This window comes from Streptomyces curacoi, assembly GCF_001513975.1.
GTDB lineage: Bacteria > Actinomycetota > Actinomycetes > Streptomycetales > Streptomycetaceae > Streptomyces > Streptomyces curacoi.
In genome coordinates this window covers 568,665-587,960 of the sequence record NZ_KQ947985.1, presented here as the reverse complement: position 1 = coordinate 587,960, position 19,296 = coordinate 568,665, and the positions used below count along the sequence as shown (strand labels likewise).

General features: G+C 70.2%; 12 protein-coding genes and 2 pseudogenes. 9 read left to right on the top strand and 5 right to left on the bottom strand.

Annotated elements, in window-relative coordinates; all coding sequences use genetic code 11:
• The first annotated feature begins 294 nt into the window (after positions 1-294).
• The 3 genes from AQI70_RS08160 to AQI70_RS08150 all read left to right on the top strand — a co-directional run bounded on the left by AQI70_RS08160 (position 295) and on the right by AQI70_RS08150 (position 7,221).
• The gene (locus AQI70_RS08160) at positions 295-2,256 is read left to right on the top strand and encodes a M14 family metallopeptidase (protein ID WP_244181520.1); all 1,962 of its coding nucleotides are present in this window, start codon (positions 295-297) and stop codon (positions 2,254-2,256) included.
• A complete protein-coding gene (locus AQI70_RS08155) occupies positions 2,256-5,723 on the top strand; it encodes a S8 family serine peptidase (protein ID WP_062145943.1) in 3,468 nt (1,155 codons plus the stop codon). Before AQI70_RS08160 ends, AQI70_RS08155 begins: the two co-directional genes overlap by 1 nt.
• Positions 5,724-6,447: 724 nt before the next feature.
• Positions 6,448-7,221 carry a DUF5707 domain-containing protein gene (locus AQI70_RS08150; RefSeq protein ID WP_062145941.1) on the top strand — a complete coding sequence of 258 codons (774 nt, stop codon included), beginning with the start codon at positions 6,448-6,450 and terminating at the stop codon, positions 7,219-7,221.
• A 340-nt stretch (positions 7,222-7,561) separates the two neighbouring features.
• Here AQI70_RS08150 and AQI70_RS08145 read toward each other — a convergent pair whose 3' ends face one another.
• Both AQI70_RS08145 and AQI70_RS08140 read right to left on the bottom strand, forming a co-directional pair.
• Positions 7,562-8,668, bottom strand: coding sequence for an SPFH domain-containing protein (locus tag AQI70_RS08145; RefSeq protein WP_062145939.1), 1,107 nt, complete (start codon positions 8,666-8,668; stop codon positions 7,562-7,564).
• 29 nt (positions 8,669-8,697) lie between these two features.
• Positions 8,698-9,135 (bottom strand): NfeD family protein, encoded by a 438-nt coding sequence (locus AQI70_RS08140; protein WP_062145937.1) that lies wholly within the window; start codon positions 9,133-9,135, stop codon positions 8,698-8,700.
• 1,151 nt (positions 9,136-10,286) lie between these two features.
• On the opposite strand from AQI70_RS08140, the gene AQI70_RS08135 reads away from it, so the two are divergent.
• The gene (locus tag AQI70_RS08135; protein ID WP_062145935.1) at positions 10,287-10,685 is read left to right on the top strand and encodes a hypothetical protein; all 399 of its coding nucleotides are present in this window, start codon (positions 10,287-10,289) and stop codon (positions 10,683-10,685) included.
• A gap of 62 nt (positions 10,686-10,747) precedes the next feature.
• Positions 10,748-13,090 carry a protein translocase subunit SecD gene (gene secD, locus AQI70_RS08130; protein ID WP_062145933.1) on the top strand — a complete coding sequence of 781 codons (2,343 nt, stop codon included), beginning with the start codon at positions 10,748-10,750 and terminating at the stop codon, positions 13,088-13,090.
• Between the two features lie 761 nt (positions 13,091-13,851).
• Here secD and AQI70_RS08120 read toward each other — a convergent pair.
• Entirely contained in the window at positions 13,852-14,847 is a 996-nt protein-coding gene (locus tag AQI70_RS08120) for a helix-turn-helix domain-containing protein (RefSeq protein WP_062145930.1), read from the bottom strand.
• Positions 14,848-15,006: 159 nt separating this feature from the next.
• Between AQI70_RS08120 and AQI70_RS08115 the strand changes: the two genes are divergently transcribed.
• The 4 genes and pseudogenes from AQI70_RS08115 to AQI70_RS41000 all read left to right on the top strand — a co-directional run.
• On the top strand, positions 15,007-15,315 hold the full coding sequence (locus AQI70_RS08115) for a hypothetical protein (protein WP_062145928.1): 309 nt from the start codon (positions 15,007-15,009) through the stop codon (positions 15,313-15,315).
• A gap of 168 nt (positions 15,316-15,483) precedes the next feature.
• The gene (locus AQI70_RS39570) at positions 15,484-15,657 is read left to right on the top strand and encodes a hypothetical protein (protein WP_166681519.1); all 174 of its coding nucleotides are present in this window, start codon (positions 15,484-15,486) and stop codon (positions 15,655-15,657) included.
• Between the two features lie 367 nt (positions 15,658-16,024).
• Positions 16,025-16,522: pseudogene (locus tag AQI70_RS41005) on the top strand (tachylectin-related carbohydrate-binding protein); the annotation flags it as partial.
• A 138-nt stretch (positions 16,523-16,660) separates the two neighbouring features.
• Positions 16,661-16,972: pseudogene (locus AQI70_RS41000) on the top strand (aggregation-promoting factor C-terminal-like domain-containing protein); the annotation flags it as partial.
• A gap of 121 nt (positions 16,973-17,093) precedes the next feature.
• Here AQI70_RS41000 and AQI70_RS08105 read toward each other — a convergent pair.
• Together AQI70_RS08105 and AQI70_RS08100 are read right to left on the bottom strand one after the other, a co-directional pair.
• On the bottom strand, positions 17,094-17,345 hold the full coding sequence (locus AQI70_RS08105) for a hypothetical protein (protein WP_062145924.1): 252 nt from the start codon (positions 17,343-17,345) through the stop codon (positions 17,094-17,096).
• A 227-nt stretch (positions 17,346-17,572) separates the two neighbouring features.
• Positions 17,573-18,862, bottom strand: coding sequence for a tachylectin-related carbohydrate-binding protein (locus tag AQI70_RS08100; RefSeq protein WP_062145922.1), 1,290 nt, complete (start codon positions 18,860-18,862; stop codon positions 17,573-17,575).
• Positions 18,863-19,296 lie beyond the last annotated feature (434 nt).

Genomic DNA, 19,296 nt, shown 5'->3' with positions numbered 1-19,296 from the left:
TTCACGCGAACCTGTGTACGGGCCGTATCCGGAGGGGTAGGTTCTGTCCGCCACCCCCACATGATCGGGCAACGCCCGGTGAACCGGCCGCCCACAAGGCGCGCTCGGGACAGCCGGCGTGTCTCCTGGCGAGTAGGAGTTCATGTGGTTGGTGCATCCCGACGATCTCGCAGACGCAGACTGATCGCCTGCGCCGTGGTCGTGACCGCTGTCGTGGCCGGTGGCTGGCCGGCGCCCGCTTCGCCGGCGTCGGACGCAGTGGCGATGGAGGGCTTCCGCCCGCAACTGGTGACGGTGAGTACCCCGACACGCGCCGACAAGGACCGCCTCGTCGCGCTCGGCCTCGACCTGACCGAGCACGCCGGACACGACTATGTCGAGGTCGTCCTGCACCGTGCGGCCGACGAACTGGCGCTGGCCGGTGCCGGCTTCGACTGGCAGGTGCGCATACCCGACCTGGTGCAACGCGAGTCCGACGTCAACGCGGCGAACCGCGCCTACGCCGCCTCCACCGCGGTCTCGCCCCTGCCCTCGGGACGGGACTCCTACCGCTCACTCGCCGGCTACCACGCCGACATGGACCGTCTCGCCGCGGAACACCCCGGCCTCGTGAGGACGTTCGCCCTGCCGCGCAAGAGCATCGAGGGCAAGACCGTGTACGCGGTGGAGATCGCGCACGACGTGGACGCCCCCGAGGACGGCCGGCCCGTCTTCCTGATGATGGGGCTGCACCACGCCCGTGAATGGCCCTCAGGCGAGCACGCCATCGAGTTCGCCTTCGACCTGGTCCGGGGCTACGGCAGCGATGACCGCATCACCTCCCTGCTGAAGAAGGCACGGGTGATCGTCGTGCCCGTGGTCAACGTCGACGGCTTCGAGAAGTCCTTCAACGACGGGCAGTTGGTCGACCTGCGCGGCATCGACGAGGGCGGCACCGGGTCGATCCTCGCCACGCCCGGCAACGCGTACAAGCGCAAGAACTGCCGTATGGCCGACGGACTGGCCCCGTTCGCGAACGAGTGCGCCCTCGCGAGCAGCCCCGGCGGCTTCGGCGCGGGCGTCGACCTCAACCGCAACTACGGTGGTTTCTGGGGCGGTCCGGGCGCGGCGGCGGAGCCGGTGCAGGCCACCTACCGCGGGGCAGCACCCTTCTCCGAGCCGGAGACGCAGAACATCCGCGAACTGATCAGCGGGCGGCAGGTCACCGGGCTCATCACCAACCACACCTTCTCGAATCTGGTGCTGCGTCCGAACGGCGTCGCGCCCGACACCACCGGTCCGGACGGACTGCCCCTCGGCGACCCGCCGGACGAGGCCGCGATGAAGGAGCTCGGTGACCGGATGGCGGCGCAGAACGGCTACACCAGCCAGCACAGCTGGCAGTTGTACGACACCACCGGAACCACCGAGGACTGGTCGTACAACGCGACCGGCGGCTACGGCTACACCTTCGAGATCGGGCCCGACGAATTCCACCCGCCATTCCCGGAGGTCGTCGACGAATACCTCGGCGCGGGCGAGTACGCGGGGAAGGGCAACCGTGAGGCGTTCCTGCTCGCGCTGGAGAACGCCGTCGACCCGGCGGCGCACTCGGTCATCACCGGCAAGGCGCCCGCCGGAGCCACGCTGCGGCTGAAGAAGACCTTCGCCACGCCCACCTGGTCCGGCGCCGTCGCGGACACCCTGGACACGACGATGACCGTCGGCGCGAGCGGCGGCTACACCTGGCACGTCAACCCCTCCACCCGGCCCGTCGTCAAGGCCCGCCAGATCCGGGTGGTCGGCTCCGAGCCGCTGAAGCGGCAGACGTACACGGGTACGACGCTGCCCGCGCAGCCCATGGAGCGGGAGTTCACCGTCGACCGGGCCGCCGACCTCCTGGAGGTGCGGCTCGACTGGCCCACCCCGGACGATCTCGACCTGTACGTACTGCGCAAGAACGCCGACGGCACGCTCACGGAAGTCGGACGGTCCACCGGTTCCGTCGGTGAGAAGGAGCGGGTACTCCTCGACTCCCCCGCGCTGGGCGACTACGTGCTGCGGGTGGAGAACTGGGCGTCCGCGACGCCGAGTTGGGAGCTCACCGCCTCCCTCTATGACGCCACCACCGAGGAGGTCGGCGGACTCGTCGAGAACTGGACGCTCTCCTGCGAGAGGAACGGGAAGGTCCTGCAACAGGTGCCCGTCGTGGTCGACCGCGGTCAGCGCGTCAAGGCCGATCTGAAGACCTGCGCGCAGAAGTGGAGCCAGAGCTGATGAGCCGCGTGCGCGTACGCTTCCGGCGCCTGGCCGCCTTCACTTCACTTGCCCTGTCCCTCTCGCTGCTCCCCCTCACGGGCGCCGCCGCGGCGGAGGGCCCGGACGTCACGGTTTCCTCCGTCGGCGGTCAGCCGGTCACCGACGACGGCACGGTCAAGCAGCCGCTGAGCGGCACGGTCGACGTGGCCGGCACCGCCCGCACCGGCTCCCCGCAACAACCCGCCGAACCCGGCCCACTGCACGCCGACGCGGGCGACAGCCCCTTCGTCACCGCGGGCGACAAGGCGCCGCTCCTCGGCAGCGCCTACGGCGGCACCGCTCCCTACACCTGGGCCTGGACCTCCGAGCACGGCAGGCTCACCGGCGCGGACTCGGCGAGCCCCGCCTTCGACACGACGGGCCTCGCCCCGGGCACGTACGACATCCGGCTCACCGTCACCGATGCCGCGGGCGTCGGCACGAGCGACACCGTCAAGGCCGTCGTGGGCGAGGAGACGAGCAGCGAACTGCTGGACGAGACGAGGAACGACCCGACGCCCGGCGTCTTCCCCGCCGACCAGAGCGTCGAGTTCCCCTTCGACGTGCCCTCCGGCGTCCGGTCCCTGGACGTCACCCTGTCCTGGACGACGCCGGAGCAGGACTACGACCTGCGCGTCACCGACCCGTCGGGGAAGGTGGTGGCGCAGTCGGAATCGGCCGGGCATCCGGAGAAGACGTCCGTGGCCGACCCGGCCGAGGGCACCTGGAAGGTCGTGGCCGTCAAATGGGCCACGGTCGCCGCCGATGTGACCGCGCAGGTCGTGGCCCGCAGCATCACCGCCGACCCGCGGCCCGAGGTGAAGGCCGGGGGCCCGTACAAGTTCGAGACGGGAACCGAGCAACGGCTCAGCGGCACCATCACCGGCGGCACGGACCCCGTGGCGGCGGCCTGGGACCTGGACGGCGACGGCCGCTTCGGCGACGGTACGGGCACCACCGTCACCCCGCAGCTGCCCGACGGCCGGCACCTCGTCACCCTCAAGGCGACCGACGCCCGGGGCCTGGAACGGCGCGAGACCACCTCCGTGCTCGTCGGTGACGCCGACCGGCTGGACGCGGCGCCGCCGGTCACCGTCATCGGCATCGCCGACACCGGCATCAACCCCTACCACCTGGAGTTCTCCGCCCGCACCTACCCCGACCCGGACGTGCTGGCGCTGACGAAGAACTTCACCCGGCACCCCTCGGAGTACATCCCCGGCTACCCGGCCTCCGCCCCCGCGATCCCCGTCACCCTCGGCAAGGGCTATCTGCCCGAGGAGGACAGGGATCTGTGGACCGGCGAGCGGGTGAAGGGCGGACAGCTCCACTGGATCCCCGGGACCAAGATCATCGGGACGTACTCGTCGAGCGTCGACGGCGCGCATCCGGTCCTCGACGACCACGGGCACGGCACCGGCTCCGCGTCCGTCTCGGCCGGCAACCGCTACGGCTACTGCCCCACCTGCCTGCTGGTGACGGTCGAGGGACTCGACGAGACGGTCGCCACCAAGTACCCCTGGGTCGACATCACCTCGCACTCCTTCGGGTACGTGGGAGGCGCCCCCGTCGGCCCCGTGCTCAGCGGCGAGGAAGTCACCAAGGAGGCCGCCGAGCGCGGCCAGACCGTCCTGTTCGCCGCGGGCAACGGCGTCGGCAACGCCTTCGACGTGCCCGTCAGCACCTGGCACTCGGACCAGACCGGACCCGACTGGAACATCACCGTCGGCGCGTTGCGCCGCGATGACCAGCGGGCCGTCGTCGGGGACGGCATCCCCGTGCACCTGTCGTCCTGGGGCATCGGAAGCCTGCCCTCGGCCTGCCACACCGGTGTGCTGTGCCAGGACCAGTTCAGCGGGACCTCGGCCGCGACGCCGTACACGGCCGGTGTCTTCGGTACGACGCTTCAGCGGGTGCGCGAGGCGATCGGTGACGGGCGGGCCGGGCAGAAGAGCGGCCAGGTCGTCGCCGAAGGCGCCGCGCTCGACGGGAGTGTGTACCTGCGGGACGGCAGGCTGACCCGGGGTGAGCTGCGTGAGGCGGTCCTGAAGAACGCCTTCCCGCTCGGCGAGGACGACCTGCCGTCCGCGAGCTGGCCGCTCGCCTCACCGCACACGGCCGGCAACGTCCTCTTCGAGGGATACGGTGCCGCCACACCCGAGACCGCGCGCCGCGCCGCGGATGTCCTGCTCGGCCGCGCCCTGCTGCCCGAACGCCCGGTCGAGGACGACTTCTTCGCCGCCGACCGGGCCGTCCGCGACAGCATCTGGGGCGGTTACGACCGGGACGGGGACGGAACCGAGGATCCCGCGCCGCTGCCGAGCGGCGTCTCGGCGGGCCTCGACGACGTGGCGACGCTCGACGGCACGCTGGGCGTACTGCGCAGGACGCTCGCCGCGCAGCAGACCGCTGAGTCGCAAGGGGCCTATTCGGAGCGGGCGTTCAGCTACTACCTGCACCAGGATCCCGGCTGCGGGGCCGAGCGGACCATGGACCGCACCGACCGGGCGGGCGATGCGGACGGCTGCGCCGTCGGTGACACCCTGTCCTCCGCGGCACCGTATCTGCCGACGGCCGCGCACCCGTCCACCGACACCTTGGACGCACCGCTCGCCGCGGGCTCGAAGGTGCGGGCCGAGCTGTACGTTCGGACGCGCGCCCCGGCTGCACTCGTCGGCCCGTCCGTCGTCCTCCTCGCCACCGACCGGGAGATCGGCCGTGGCAAGGCGACGACCCAGCTGGTCACGGGCTCGTGGACGAAGCTCACCATCGAGTTCGAGACCGCCCGGCACGCCTTCACGGGCGAGCAGCTGACCGTCCAGCTGCTGTCCGACACGACGGCGCTGCTCGCCGTCGGCTACGAGGGCGACCACGCGACGAGGCTCACGGCCGACCCGGCGGTGCTGCCGCCTTCCGGCCTGGAGTTCGGCGCCGGCATCGAGGCACCCGCCGACGGCGGCGAGGTCCGCGAGGGCGAGACGATCGTGGCCGGCGGCCGGTTCGCCTTCCCCGACGCCGGCACCGACCCCGAAGGTGTCGGCGGCCGACCGGAAACCCGCCGGGTGCAGGTGTCCGTGGACGACGCCGGTTTCGCCTCCCCGCTCTCCGCGGAGCTCGACGAGGCCACCGGCACCTGGCGGGCCGATGCCGGGCGTCTCGGCGTGGGCGAACACGTGCTGTACGCGCGCGCGGTGCGGGACGGCACTCCGTCGCAGGCCACCCGGACGAGCTTCCGGGTCGTCCCGGATGCCCGCGTCGAGTGGCAGGTCGTCAGCCGCAACGCTCCCGTGGACCCGGCCGCCTGGCGGCCCGCCGAGGGGCTCGCCGACTGGTCGTTCCGGCTGACCACGTCCTCCTACGGCGTCGGCCACCGCACCATCGTCGTACGTCTGGTGGAACGCGGCACTGAGACGGCACGCGACAGCGTGCGGGTCCGCTTCCGCTGACGCGGCCCCCTCGGAAGATCCGGGCGGGCCGGCACCCCTGCGGGGGCTCCGGCCCGCCCCCGTGTCGCCGCCCGGGCCGCGGCCGGCACTGGTGCCGTGGTCAGCCCTTCGGCCTGGGCTTGCCGCTCTACTTCTTGCCCGGCTTGGGCGATGAGGTCGTGGACGGCGGTGCGCTGCCAGGCGGGTTGTCGGGCTGATCGTCGGGGGCGGGAGGTGGTCTGCTGCGGCGTCGGCGTCGAGGGCTGCTGTCCCGGGCGAGGCCCTCGCCTCAGTGCTCAGGGTCGTGCCGACCAGGAACGAGACTCCGAAGAGAACCGCCCCGGCGATGCCGAGAAACGCCGTGGTGCGCCGCCGGGCGGGTCGTGCCGGCGAGGCCACAACGGCGCCGGACAGCTCCGTGGACATCGCGGCGCCCGGCGCCGGCGACGATTGCGCGCCGCGGCAGAGGAGTGCCTTCGACCTAGGCACCAGCCTGGCACTCCAGTGGTACGGCCCGAAGCCGGTTGGACGTCCGACAACGCCGTCAGACCCCGGACGGTGTGACGGCTGTGTCGCACCGAACGCTGGAGAAGTGCGCAATCTCATCGCCTGACGTCAAGGGAGCCCATGCTCAGTTCGGATCACTGAAACGTGGTCGAACCGCGTTCGGCTGCCCAGCGTTGGCCACTCATCCACCTGCCGTGTCCCGTATCCGGCGGGTTCACCCTCTTCACTTGGGAGATTCATGCGCAGACGCGCGATCTTCGCTGTGCTCGCCGCCACCACCCTGGGCGGGTTCTTCGGCCCTGCCGCGTACGCGGACGAGACTGTCGGCGACATCCAGATCACGAATGTCTCGGTCAACGGCGGCAAGAACATCGTTGTCGGTCTCACCGACAAGACGGTCACGGTCTCGGTGACCGCCACCGATCCCTCGGGCATCTGGGACGCCGACTTCCACCTGTGGCGCGGATCCGATCCCAGCAACCCCGACGGCTACATCACGCCGAATGAGGACACCACCCCCGCGGACTGCGTGGCCTCCAGTGCGACCACCTCCACCTGCTCGAAGACCTTCACCTTCGAACCGGACTGGTGGCTCACCAACGCCGACGCCGGGACCTGGAAGGTCGGAGTCGAGGTCTGGGCCAACGACGACAGCTGGACCCAGCGGGACGCCTACACGACGACCCGCCTGCAACGGTTCTCCAAGCTGACCGTCAACGCTTCTCCGGAACCGATAGCCAAGGGCAAGACCCTCACGGTCACGGGCAGGCTCACCCGGGCGAACTGGGATACCGACGCCTACACGGGCTACACCGCGCAGCCGGTCAAGCTCCAGTTCCGCAACGCGGGCACCAGCACTTACGCCACCGTCAAGACGGTGAACACTTCCAGCACAGGTGACCTGAAAACCACGACCACCGCATCCGTGGACGGCTACTGGCGCTGGAGCTTTGCCGGCACGTCGACCACCCCGGCCGTTTCGGCGTCAGGCGACTACGTCGACGTGCAATAGCCGGACAGATCGCTCCAAAAGCGTTCGGAGCTATCCGGTGGTGCCTGCTGTACGACGGCTGGGCACGAAGGGGAGCCAAGACTCGTGGACGGTTGCGGTTCGGTGTCGGGTCTCTCGCTCCCCTGGGCCCGCTACCGACGCGAAGGGCCCCTTGACGCCACGGTCGTCACCTTCTCCAGAGGGAAACCCCAGGTCAGTGGCTTGGGAACCCCCGCCAGGCCGGAACGCCGCCATCGAGAGCGCGAGTGAGCAATCCAGCAGGTCTCGGGTGGCAGCTGCCATGTCATCTCGGTCAGCATCCGCGCCTCACGGCGCTCCCCGGCGACAGCCGAGGGTGAGCTCAATCGCCGGACGTCCGCCCCCGGCGCGGCACTTGGGGCGACTTCGCAGCCTCGGCCTCCGCCTTGGCATCGCTCACCGCGGCGGCGGCCTGCTTCTCGGCCTCGTCAGCAGCCGTTGCGGCGTCGAGGGAAGCCGTCGAGCCTGCATCGAGCTGCGGAATCCGGATTTCGTCCGAGGTGTCGTCATCGTCGGCAGTGGCTGCTTCCCCAGGTTGCACAGTGGGAGGGCCTGCCGTCGACTGGTCACCGAACGCACGGGTGACGGTCCGGACCGCCTCGGTCAGCTCCCCCGGGATCACCCAGAACGTGTTGTTGTCGCTGCTGGCCAAGTGCGGAAGCGTCTCGAGGTACTTGTAGGCCAGGATCTTGGGGTCGGCATTGTTGCGATGGACGGCCTGGAAGACGAGCTCCACTGCCTTGGCCTCGCCGTCCGCCCGCAGGATCATGGCCTGTTGCGTGCCCTGGGCCTCCAGGATGTCCTTCTGCTTCGTGCCTTCCGCGGTAAGGATCTTGGCTTGCCGTTCCCCTTCGGCGTGCAGGATGGCCGCGCGCTTGTCACGCTCGGCCCGCATCTGCTTCTCCATCGCTTCCTTGATGGTGTGCGGTGGGTCGATGGCCTTGATCTCGACGCGGTTGACCCGGATGCCCCACTTGCCGGTGGCATCGTCGAGGACGGCGCGGAGCCGGGAGTTGATCTCCTCACGCGAGGTGAGCGTCTCCTCCAGGTCCATGCTGCCGATGACGTTGCGCAGCGTGGTCACGGTGAGCTGATCGATCGCCTGGAGGTAGTCAGCAACCTCGTAGGCCGCCGCCCGCGGGTCCGTGATCTGGTAGTAGAGCACGGTGTCGATGTTCACCACGAGGTTGTCCTCGGTGATCACCGGCCTGGGATCGGACGAATAGACCTGCTCACGCACGTCGAGCTTGGTGTTGATGCGGTCCGCCACGGGCAGGACCAGGTTCAGGCCGGGCTGCAGCGTCCGGCGATATCGGCCGAACCGCTCGATGTTGTAGCGGCGTGCCTGCGGGACGATCCGCACAGTGGAGGCCACGAGGAAGACGACAACGATGGCCGCCACAAGAGTGAGGATGACAACTGGATCCACAGTGCCTCCGTTGCTGTGTGTTCAGCCGTTCATGGAAGGAGTTCGCGGGGGTAGACGATGGCCGTGGCGCCATCGATCTCCATGACATCCACCAGCGCCCCCACCGGGATCACAAGGCTTTCGTCGAGGGCGCGGGCGGACCACTCTTCACCGGAGAGTTTGATCAAGCCGCGGGTCGCGGTGACCTCCTGCATGACCTCAGCCCGCTTGCCGATCAGCGCATCACTGCCCTCGCGTGTGAGGGGTTGCTGTGCCATATGCCGCAGCGCGACAGGACGGACCATGAAGAGGCCAACCGCCGCTGCTGCTCCGAGGGCCACGAGCTGGCCGAGAAGGCCAATGCCCACGCCGGCGACCACGGCGGCAACCAACGCAGCGCCCGCCAGCAATCCGAAGACCAGTGTCAGCGTGAAGAACTCCGCGACACCCAGCGCCGCGGCGGCGAGCAGCCATACGAACCACGGCATCGAATCGCCCTCCTTCAGGGGCCTTCTCCACCAAGCTACCTCCCGGAACGCCGGGCAGACAGACACGGCAGCCGCGGTTCTTGCTCATCGAGGGCCTGCCCTGATCGGCGGTGGTACCTGCGGGCAACCGAACGGCCACCTTGATCATGAGCGTTTGTGAAGGCGATCAAGGACCAGGTGGCCGTGGCGGCCGAGCAGTCATGGATGGCAGCGATGGGCAAGCTGTGGGCTGCCCCCCCTCCCCGTGAGCCCCGGCTGATGGCGCGCGTGACTGCTGGACGCTTGCCGAGGCCCACCGCCGCTGGAACAGCGACACCGCAGCCGCGACCACGCAAGCAATACCGTGCGTACACGCCTGAACTGACCCGCGTACGGCACGGCACCCCGAGGGCCTGAGGTCGCTGCCGACGGTACAGGTCGCCGCCGTGCCCTATCCGTGCCCGCAAGAGCGGACAACCACGGTCGACAGCGGTGCGATCAGGCCCGTGCAATAGCCCCTCCACAATGAATCCCCGCAGGTCAGCAGCTATGCGCCTCACGAGCGCCGTCGCTTCCCAAGCCGAGAGCGCGAGTTCGATTCTCGTCACCCGCTCCATATGAAACCCCAGGTCAGCGACCTGGGGTTTGTTCTGCTGGGCCTGCCGACCCGGGAGGCGGACATGGTCAAACCGGTGCTGCCCCGCGCTGGCCACCGGCGAGGAGATCGCGACGATCGCGGTCGGCGCGGGTGTCGCCGAGGACGTACTCGCCGCGATGACGCGGTGGCGCTTCGACGGACGCGCAGTGGTGGTCGAGAGCTCATCCACCTTCCGGGCCAGGAGCGCATCGCCGATAGGCGCGTACGGCACGAGCGCCTGGTCACGATCCAGTGGGCGGACGGAACACCGTCATCGCCTGGCGGTGATCGCGCCATCACCCGCACCACCGCGGAACCCGGTCCGAGAGAAGGGGCGTAGCCGACTCCGGCTGCTGAGGTGCGGCGGCACGGGCTCAGGGGGCCACACTTCGCCGACAGCAACATTCCTGCGGTGAGTCGGGAACCTCCGGGCGCCCGACGGCGTTCGTGTCACTGATGGCCGGACGAGCCGAGCGTCGGCTCGCAGTGCCCAACTGCCGATCGCTTACGACGACTTGACCGGGGGGCAAGAGGCGTGCAGCAGCACCGCGCACACCCCACGCCTCCGGCCGCCGTCGTGCTCTCCGCGCTGCTCGCGGTCCTGACCTTCCTCCTGCCGGTGTCGGCCAAGTCGGCGCCCCGCCCGTCCTCGACGGGCACGGCCGCGACGGCGCCCACGCAGGCGTCCGCGACCGCCGACGCGCAGCGACCCGTCACCGTGGCGCACCCCGTGCGCGCCCACGCCCACGCCGTGCCGTACCCGATCCACGGCTTCCTGGGCCCTGGCGCCGGGGAGGCAGCCCCGCACCGCGCAGTCGGCGGCCCCGCCGTGGCCGTGGCGGCCGCAGCCCCGGGAGCGAGCCGGGGCGGCCACGTGTATCGCCCGCGCGGCCCGCCGTCCCGATGGAGCACTGAAGTCCGTATCGACGCCTGACGGTTCGCCTCCGCGCCCGGCGCAGACGTCGATTCCGTCTGCCTGCCCCTCGTGGAGAACTCATGTCTCGCGCGCCCATGTGGCGGGCGATCGTCGCCCTAGGTGTGATCGCCGCCTCGCTCTTCTTCGCTCTCACTCAGTCCGCCCGCCTCGGCCTCGACCTGCGCGGCGGCACCCAGATCGTCCTGGAGACCAAGGACTCACCCGTCGTCAAGGCCAATGCCGAATCGACCCAGCGGGCCCTGGAGGTGCTCCGCCAGCGGGTCGACGCGCTCGGCGTGTCCGAGCCGAGCCTGTACCGGTCCGGACAGCAGCGGATTTTCGTCGAGCTGCCCGGCCTGCAGGACCCGCGGGAGGCCGCCGAAGTCATCGGCCGCACCGCGCAGTTGACCGTCCACCCGGTGCAGGGCGTGGCGGACAAGCCGGATGAGAACAAGGGGAAGCCGGCCAAGGACGGCTCGCGCACCCTGGCCGACCCCGACCAGAAGGGGGCGTTCCTCAAGCTCGGGCCCACCGCCCTCACCGGCGAGGGCGTCAAGGACGCCGAGGCGGTGCTCGACCAGCAGACGATGTCGGGCTGGATGGTCAACCTCACCTTCCGCGGGCAGGCAGGCAAGGACTGGGCACGGGTCACCGGGGCGGCGGCCTGTGCCCCGCAGGGCGCCCCCGAGCGGCGCGTCGCCATCGTCCTGGACGGCAAGGTCCTCTCGGCGCCCGGCGTCAACGCGGATGTGGCGTGCAAGGTCGGCATCTCCGGCGGCTCCACGCAGATCACCGGCGGCTTCGGCCGGGAAGAGGCCCGCGATCTGGCCGCGCTCGTCAAGGGTGGTGCGCTGCCGGTGCCCGTGGAGGTTGTGGAGCAGCGCACCGTCGGCCCCACGCTCGGTGTCGACGCCATTGCCGCCAGCACCCAGGCCGCGATCATCGGGCTCGCCCTGACGGGGCTGTTCATCCTCGTCGTCTACCGGCTGCTGGGCGCCCTGGCCACCATCGCGCTCGCGCTGTACGGGCTGATCTCCTACGCCGTACTGGTCGCTCTGGGCGCGACCCTGACACTGCCCGGACTCGCCGGTTTCGTCCTGGCGATCGGCATGGCGGTGGACGCGAACGTGTTGGTCTTCGAGCGTGCCCGCGAGGAGTATCTGGGAGTCCGGGCCCTGAAGTCGGCCTCGGCGCACCTGGACAAGCCGCTGCGCACCGGCTTCGGCAAGACCTGGAGCGCGGTCGTCGACTCGAACGTGACCACGCTGCTCGCGGCCGGGCTGCTCTTCTTCTTCGCCACCGGCCCCGTCAAGGGCTTCGGCGTCACGCTCTCCATCGGTGTCCTCGTCTCGATGATCTCGGCCCTGGTGATTACCCGGGTCCTCGCCGACTTCGCGATCCGGCGCCGCTTCGTGCGCAACCGGCCCGGCCTGACCGGGATCACCTCCACCGGCCGGGTGCGTGCCTGGCTCGCGCACCGCAAACCCCGCCTGGTGCACCACCGACGCCGCTGGCTCGGCGTCAGCGCGCTGCTGATCGTGGTCGCCGTCGCCGGAATCGGCCTGCGCGGCCTGGAATTCGGGGTGGAGTTCACCGGCGGGCGTCTGGTGGAGTACAGCACCAGCAGGCCCGTGGACGTGGACGCGGCGCGGGCGGCGGTCACGGACGCCGGGTTCCCGCGCGCGGTGGTGCAGGAGTCGGGGAACGGGGACATCTCGGTACGCACCGGTGAGCTGAGCAACGACGAGCAGCACACGATCAGAACGGCGCTGGCGAAGGAGGGCGGCGAGGTCACCGTCGAGCGGGACGAGCTGATCGGCCCGAGCCTCGGCGACGAACTGCGCCGGCACGCGCTCATCGCGCTCGGCATCGCCGTCGCGGCCCAGCTGATCTACCTCAGCGTGCGGTTCCGGTGGACGTTCGCCGCCGCGGCGGTGTCGGCCATGGTGCACGACGTGCTGCTTGTGGTGGGCCTGTTCGCCTGGCTCGGCAAGCCCGTCGACAGCGTCTTCCTGGCGGCCCTGCTCACGGTCATCGGATACTCCGTCAATGACACCGTCGTCGTCTTCGACCGGGTGCGTGAGGCGCGCCGCCGCGATCCGGCGGCGGACCTGGAAACCACCGCGAACAAGGCCGTCATCCAGACGCTGCCGCGCACGGTGAACACCGGTATGGGCGCGCTGTTCATCCTGGCAGCCCTGGCCGTGCTCGGCGGTGACTCGCTCGCGGACTTCTCGGTGGCGCTGATCGCCGGCGTGGTGATCGGTATGGCGTCGACGGTGTTCACTGCCGTGCCGATCGCCGTGCAGCTCGATGGCAGCCACCCGGCGCCGCCGGTGCGCCCCGGGCGCAGCGAGGACAGCGGGGCGCGCGGTCCGCTGGAGCGACGCGGGCGGGCGCGGGATTCAGGCGCTGTGGTGTGACGACGCGCGGAGGCTCGCGGGGATGACGCGGAGGGCCGAGCGCATCCCCACCGGCCGCCTGGTCATCCCCGCAGAGGCCGGATCGGGGATGACGGTACTGGTGGAGCGCCTCCTGGTGGGTGACGCCTCGCGGAAGAGCCGCACCTGCGGGGTGGCCGGGAGACGGACGGCCGCGTGGGCACCGGGCAGATACCCGTGCTGCTCTTCTGGCCCCCGCAGGTCGGCCATGGCTCGCGTCGACCGCCCTTCTCCAGGAGTGCGAGGCTGCGCAACGACGCGTGAAGGAACGGAGAGACTTCGGCGAAGTCGAGATCCGGGACCGCGCGAGGACGACCCGGGCTTGCCCACCGCCCGGAGCACGTACTGCTGCTGTGGATCCGTTTCCAACTGGCCACCGACTCCGCGGGGAAGTACCGGGATGCCGCGCGCGAGTTCGTCAGGACGAGGGTCCTTGGACCTCCATCGAAATGGTCGAGCAGAAAGCCGCGCCCATCGACCTTGCAGTGCAGGACGGGCGTCGTTCAAGCCCTGCGCACGCGCGAAGGCATTCCCCGACCGGACGTCCGACCGAGCCCGCCTCAACACCGAGCCCGTCCGAGAACACGAGCTGCCCCACGATCTGCCCACCGGTCTTGGCGCCCGCACGTCAGCGCGATACGGCCCGCCCAAGCGCCGTCGCTTCCCAAGCTGAGAGCGCGAGTTCGATTCTCGTCACCCGCTCCATGTGAAACCCCCAGGTAAAAACCCTGGGGGTTCCTTGTTCACGGGTGGGCGGGGAGCCAGCGCTGCTGGACGGCGCGTACGCCGGCCTCGAAGCGGCTGCGCGCGCCGAGGCGGTCCATCAGCTCGGAGGCGATTCGGCGGGCGGTGCGATGGGACACTCCGAGGCGCTTGGCGATGGCCTCGTCGGTGTGACCCTCGGCGAGCAGGCGCAGGGCGGTGGCCTGCTGACCGGTGAGGCCGTGCGCGTCGGTGGAGACGAGCTGGCCGAGGGGCTGGGCGGATTCCCAGGTGGTCTCGAAGAGCGCGCACAGTGCGGTGAGCGTGCCCTGTCCGGTCAGGAGCACCGCGCCGGCGGCGGTGTCGTCGCTGCTGACGGAGATCATGGCGATCCGCCGGTCCATGAGGATCATCCGCGTGGGAAGCGACGGCACCGTGCGGACCTGACCGCCCAGCCGGGCCAGCCAGTTGGCGTGCTCCACAGTGGGCCGATTGGCGCGCACGCTGTCCAGGTAGATCGTGCGCATCCGCACCCCGCGGCCGAGCAGGTCCTCGTTGAGCGGCCGGGACGCGGCCATGTTCTCCGCGGTCTGCGGCCCGCCCGGCGCGAACGTCAGGAATTCCTTGCGCACCTCACGGGTGAGCACGGCCAGCCGGTCGCGGATCTGGTCGAGCCCCACCAGTTGCTCCACGCCGGGGTGACTGGCGGCCGGCCGCAGCTCGGCGTACTCCGAGATGAGCTGGGCCGCGGCCGCCCGTGAGGCCTCCAGGCGCTGCTGCTGCGCCGCCAGCTGGGCCTGCTGCCGGGCCATCAGGATCTCCATGCCGATGTCCGGCGAGACCGCCCGCAGCCGCCCCGCGTCCCCGGCGGCGGGACGCGCCAGCGCCAGCTCGCTCAGGGTGTCGAGGGCGTCGCGCACCTCCTCCTCGGACAGCCCCACGGTGTCGCCGAGGTCCGCGACACCGGCGGCCGGATGTCTGAGCATGGCGCGGTACACCGTCTCCGCGACGGAGTCGAGTCCGAGTGCGGTCAGCACGTGCGTCCCCCCGTTTCTGCACACAACGACCCCTCTTCAGCGCTGATCTTCGCAGAACAGAGACGTTTCGTCACAGAGGCAGGCCGGAACGGGCCAGGGACACAACCGGCCGCGCGGCGCGCCGACTTGGCGAGCTCATCCGTTGAGACGCTGGAGCGCATGTATCTCGTCCACGCGCATCTGGAACTCCCTCCCGGCGACCATCTGCCGCCGGATGTCCGTGAGTTGGTGCGCTCGTCCATCGTCCCCAGCGACCACGTCGAGCACGTCGCCGTGCATCCCCGCTCCCCCTCCCGGCTCACCCTGGGCTTCTACCTGCTGGCCGACAGGCTGGGAGAGGCCGAGGAGCGGGCCGTCCGCGTCTGCGGCCGACTGCTGTGCGAAGTCCCGCAGTTGGCGACAGCGCGACTGACGGGGGCCGGGGTGCCACTGATGCCTCTGGCGTTCGAGGCGCAACCGGTGGACTGAAGCGGCCTGTGTGGACGTATCGGTCCAAGGCCCTTTCCGTCCACCGAGGAACCCTTCTCATGGACCCCGGCGGCGACGAACCTAGTGATCACCGGCCAGGAAGCGCGTCACCGCGGGACGCGACAGCGGGCCGGACCTCACACCTCGTCCCGGAAGGAACGGACAGCCATGCCTCGCATCCGTATCGCCAAGGCCGCCGCGGTCGTCTCCCTCGTCGTCGCCGCGGCCCTCGCCGCCCCGGCCGTCACCTCGGCATACGGGACGGACGCCGCTGAGTCCTCCTCCGTCCTCGCCGCGGACGCCGGCTGGCAGACCGCCCCGGCCGACGCCGGCTGGCAGTAAGCCGTCCGCGGCGCCACTGACGGCGACTCCCACGAGTGCCACAGCCGGCCCGCGTCCCACGCCCGCCTGTTCGCCTTACGCGTGCGTCTGCCCTGCCCGACCTCAACCGCCCCCGGGGGAACCAGAAGTGAAGAACATCCGCACCAACGGCCGTAGAGTCACAGGTCTGCTGACCGCCGCCGCCCTGAGCACCGGACTCCTCACGGTGACCGCCCCCACCGCCGACGCGGCGACCACCTGCTCGGGCGGCGTCAACATCTACGGCGTACTCACCGACGGCAGGCTCACGTTCAGCCAGATCAACCCGGCCACCGGCGACCTCGCCAAGGTGCTCGTCGGACCGGACCTCGGCTTCGAACCGCAGGCCATGGCGACCGTCAACTTCAACACCGTACTGATGACATCGACCAGCGGCGCCCTCTACCGCATCGACATCAAGACCAACAACACCAGCCTCGCCCTGCTGAACCCGCCGGTGAGGATCGCCGACAGCGGCTGGACCCACGACAAGCTGACCTACGACGGTCACGGCCACCTCTACGGCACCACCACCTCCGGCCTGCTGCTGCGCTACAACGTCACCGAGGACAAGCCGGCCGGCTCCCAGCACATCGGCGTACGCACCGAGATCGACACCGGGTTCGTCCTGAAGACCCTCACCGCCACCGGCGACGACCGGCTCGGCGCCACCACCGCGGATGGACGGCTGCTCGACTACACCGTCGCAGGCGCCGGTTCCTGGAAGAGCAACACCCTGAAGTCCTCCGGCTGGTCGGGCTTCAACCAGCTCGTCTCCCCGGGCAGCGGGCTGTACTACGGGCGGCTCTCCACCGGGGCCATGTACTGGTACAAGGACGCCAACCCGACCGACGGCTCCGGCGCGGACATCACGTACCACCTCGACGACCCGGTCAACACCAGCGGCTGGACGCAGAAGCTGCTGTCCGCGCAGCCCGGCACCTATACCTGCACGACCTCCGTGGACACCGTCGACCGCGACAACATCACCGAGGTCAAGGCCGCCGGGCGGCAGCTGATGAACGAGAAGGACGCGGCCTGGGCCAACACCACCCAGTGGGCCTGCCTGGAGAACCTCTGGGATCACGAGAGCGGCTGGCGCTGGAACGCCACGAACCCGTCCTCCGGCGCGTACGGCATCCCGCAGGCGCTGCCCGCGGCCAAGATGGACGTCGCGGGCGACGACTGGCACGAGAACCCGCTGACCCAGATCAGATGGGGCCTGAGCTACATCGACGGCCGTTACGGCTCTCCGTGCAACGCATGGAGCTTCTGGCAGGCGAACAACTGGTACTAGACGGGTAGTTACGGACTTACGGACACGACACAAGGGCGGCGCCCCCTCGGAGGAGGGGGCGCCGCCCTTGTGTCGTGCGGGCGTGCGGGCGGACGTGCGTGCGGGCAGGCGGGCGTGCGGGTCAGGACACGCACTCAGTGGAGGGGGGCTCCGTGGAGTTGGCGATCCCGTTGACCCGGAGCTCCACGGAGCCCCCGTAGCCGCGGCGCTCGCCGACGGCCAGGGTGTACGACAAGCAGGAGGCGGACAGGGCAAAGTCGGAGTACACGTCACCGGAGATGGTCCAGTTGGAGTTGGTGGAGACCGTCTGCCAGTACGGCGCCGCCCCGGCCTGCCCGGCCGCCAGGAGCAGGCCGGCCGCCGCGGCGGCCACGGTGGTGAGGATTCTGCCGGTCCTGAGTAGGGTCGCTCCCTTGGTCACGGAGTGGGGTAGGTGCTCCACGGACAGTAGGCGATCTTCCCGCCCGGCCGACAGTGATCAAGGCTGGCGCCCTGGGTCGGACCATGGCCGTGGCGGCTTTGGGCCAGGTATGCCGAAAGGGCCCCGCCGGTGTCGGCGGGGCCCTCGGGGGGCAACGGGGCGGGGCTGCGGCTGGGGCGTCAGGCGATCTTGTCGTAGCGCAGGGCTACATACGCCGAGGCCGGGTGGCTGTCGATGGTGCCGCTGTAGGCGTTCGCGGAACGGTAGTTCATGTCCGAGTCCGGGCTGCCCTCGGAGTAGTAGTAGAAGGTGCCGGCGTCCTGGTCTTTCCAGCCCGCGAAGAGGACCGCGTGCCCCTCGCTGCTGGAGTTCAGCGCGTCGCCGGGCCGGAGGTCGGCCTTGGAGATCTGCGTGGCGGCGTTGTCGAGGGTCCGCGTCGTCAGCGAGGAGGTGAGGTGCCAGGCCATGGAGACGAAGCCGGAGCAGTCGGTGCGGTAGGTGTCGTCGCCCTCGATGTCGGTGGCGTAAGCGGTCTGGCTGTACTGGATGTTGCGGTTGTACCAGTCCCTGGCCCGGTTCATGACCTCGCTGCGGTAGATCGTGCCGCCCTGCACCGAGTGCGGCGGGGCCGGGGGCACGTAGGCGCAGTTGTCCGCGTACGCCGACAGCAGGGTCTGCGTCCAGCCAGAGGCGTCCACCGGGTCGCTCGGGTGGTACGCGATGTCGGAGCCGTCCGCGTCGGTGGGGTCGGCGTCGTGGTACCAGTACATGCCGCCGTTGGTACGGCCGTAGTAGAGGCCCCCGCCGGGGGAGGACAGCGAGTCGACCGCCGACCAGCCGCTCGACTTCAGCACCGCGCGGTCCCAGTCGTTCACACCGTTGATCTTGTAGCTGAGCAGGCGTCCGTCCGAGGTGGAGGCGATGATGCGGTCATCGCCCGCGGCGGCCAGCGTCTTGAGGACAAAGCCCGTGTCGATCACGACGTGCTGGCCTATGTGGGCCGACCCGGAAGGCTTGTCCTGCGACACCAGGTACTGGTGAAGCTGCCCTTCGACCGTGCCGTAGAGGTGGCCCGCGCCGTCGTAGACCATCTTGTCGAAGGTCCAGCCGCCGTCCCAGATCTTGGTGACTCCGGCGAGAGCGAGGGAGGTGTTGTTGGTCTGGATGTCGACGCGGTAGAGGTCACCGGCCGTCGAAGTGACCAGCACCGTGTTGAAGTTGAGCGTCGCCATCGCCTTCGGCGTGAATCCGAGGCCCGGGCCGATGAGCGTCTTCACGCGGTCGCCGGTGTTCGGCTCGATCTGCGTGTACGTCAGCCGGCCGTCCGACAGCGTGCCGTAGATCGACACATCACCGGTGCACGAGGCAACGGCCTGCGCGGCCCCGCCGGCGACGGTGACCAGCCCCAGGGACATCGCCCCGACGGCGAGGGCGGCGGACGTACGGCGAATGACGTTGCTCAGCTTCATGGTCTCTCCTGCGGCACGGAAGTCGAGTGGGCGAACGCACGTCCCTGGCCCGGACAGCTGCCCTGCAGGTGCAGCTGTGAGGGTTGTTCGCGGGTGTGGCGCCCGGTGTCAGGAACTACTTTCGCCGCAGGTCAGGGGTGCCGGAAGAGAGATCCGATGGCCGCAAACGTCCCTGGCCGGTTGTGTCCTGACGGGGCGTCCGCCCATAACAGCGCGCCCGGGCATGTCGGCCTACGGGGCCACGGCCGCCGGAACGACCGTCTGGGCTCTCGGCCCCGCCCTGCCCCGGCTCGGGCGGATCGCCGGGCCTGCCGGCATCGCGCACTTCCCGGTTCCTCGGATCCGAGCACAACCTCGACGGCGACGGCTCAACGCTGCTCAGCGACGAGGCCGCGTCTGAGTGTCGGATCTGCAGTCGCAACGGACACTTCAGA

Bases quoted from the DNA above. Each gene is read 5' to 3' on its own strand.
- secD (WP_062145933.1), top strand. From the start codon at position 10,748: ATGTCTCGCGCGCCCATGTGGCGGGCGATCGTCGCCCTAGGTGTGATC.
- AQI70_RS39570 (WP_166681519.1), top strand. From the start codon at position 15,484: ATGCCTCGCATCCGTATCGCCAAGGCCGCCGCGGTCGTCTCCCTCGTC.
- AQI70_RS08150 (WP_062145941.1), top strand. From the start codon at position 6,448: ATGCGCAGACGCGCGATCTTCGCTGTGCTCGCCGCCACCACCCTGGGC.
- AQI70_RS08155 (WP_062145943.1), top strand. From the start codon at position 2,256: ATGAGCCGCGTGCGCGTACGCTTCCGGCGCCTGGCCGCCTTCACTTCA.
- AQI70_RS08115 (WP_062145928.1), top strand. From the start codon at position 15,007: ATGTATCTCGTCCACGCGCATCTGGAACTCCCTCCCGGCGACCATCTG.
- AQI70_RS08140 (WP_062145937.1), bottom strand. From the start codon at position 9,135: ATGCCGTGGTTCGTATGGCTGCTCGCCGCCGCGGCGCTGGGTGTCGCG.
- AQI70_RS08100 (WP_062145922.1), bottom strand. From the start codon at position 18,862: ATGAAGCTGAGCAACGTCATTCGCCGTACGTCCGCCGCCCTCGCCGTC.